This window comes from Cupriavidus sp. CuC1 (assembly GCF_044627735.1).
Lineage (GTDB): Bacteria > Pseudomonadota > Gammaproteobacteria > Burkholderiales > Burkholderiaceae > Cupriavidus > Cupriavidus ulmosensis.
In genome coordinates, this window is sequence record NZ_JBIUHC010000390.1 from 1 (window position 1) to 1102 (window position 1102).

The window sequence follows — 1102 nt, forward strand, 5'->3', positions numbered from 1 at the left end:
TATTGAGTTTTACAAAAAACATGACAACCGATTCTATGCTGGTGCGTTTTATCTCGAACAAGTTGATTGGAGATATGCACCGTGGCGAAGAGTCCGTTAGACGATGCAACCAAGAAGCGCTTGCGAGCTGGTCGGATGCTGTTGGCGGGCAAGCGGCCAGCCGAGGTGGCATTGGCCGTGGGGGTAGCCCGACAAACGGTGTACACGTGGAAGGCTCTACTCGATGAAGGCGGAATTGATGCGCTACGGGCTGTGCCAGGTCGGGGCCGCCCAGCCAAGCTGGAGCCCGAGCAACTGGCCGGATTGCGCCGGGCATTGCTACAAAGTCCGACTGAGCATGGCTTTGGCACCGAGTTATGGACACTCAAGCGCGTCAGTGCGCTCATCAAGCGAATGTACGGCGTCGAGTTCAGCCAAACGCAGGTCTGGCGCATTCTTGGGGCGTTGGGTTTCAGCGCGCAGAAGCCAGAGCGTCGCGCAATCGAGCGAGATGAAGACGCTGTGCGCCACTGGAAGCGCCACACTTGGCCTGCGCTTAAAAAAAAGCCCAGCGCGAAGGCCGATTGATTGTCTTTATCGACGAGACCGGCATCAGCGAGCGCCCAACGCGTGTGCGTACCTGGGCGCCGAAGGGGCAAACGCCAATCATCCAGTTTCATTTCAACTGGAACCATGTCTCGGCGATCGCCGGCCTCAGCCGCACCAACTACCTGTTCCGGTTGTATGAAGGCAGCGTCAAGAAAGAGCAGGTGGTCGAGTTTCTCAAGGCGCTCAAAGCGCATCTCAAGCAGCCGCTGCTGATCATCTGGGATGGTGCCAGACCCCATCGCGCCGCGATGGTCCGCGAGTATCTGGATTCCCTTGAGGGACATATTTACATGACCTTCCTGCCGCCGTACTGTCCCGAGCTCAACCCCGTTGAATACCTGTGGGCGTGGCTCAAGCGTCATGCAATTGCGAACTTCTGTCCCGACAACCTCAATGAATTGCAAACGACCGCTCGCAACAAACTCAAGAGCGCTCAGCACCGGCCTTCGATCATCGCCGCGTGCTGGGTTCAGGCAACGTTGTGGTGATGTCATGATTTACGGAAAGATCAATA

General features: G+C 57.0%; 1 protein-coding gene. It reads left to right on the plus strand.

What is annotated here, in order from left to right; all coding sequences use genetic code 11:
• Nucleotides 1-135 precede the first annotated feature (135 nt).
• Nucleotides 136-1076, plus strand: a protein-coding gene (locus ACGLHR_RS51830; protein ID WP_400103916.1) for an IS630 family transposase whose coding sequence is annotated in 2 segments (ribosomal slippage) — nt 136-547 and nt 547-1076 — 942 coding nt in all. Because the reading frame shifts where the segments join, the coding sequence is not laid out codon by codon here.
• The last annotated feature ends 26 nt before the right edge of the window (nt 1077-1102 follow it).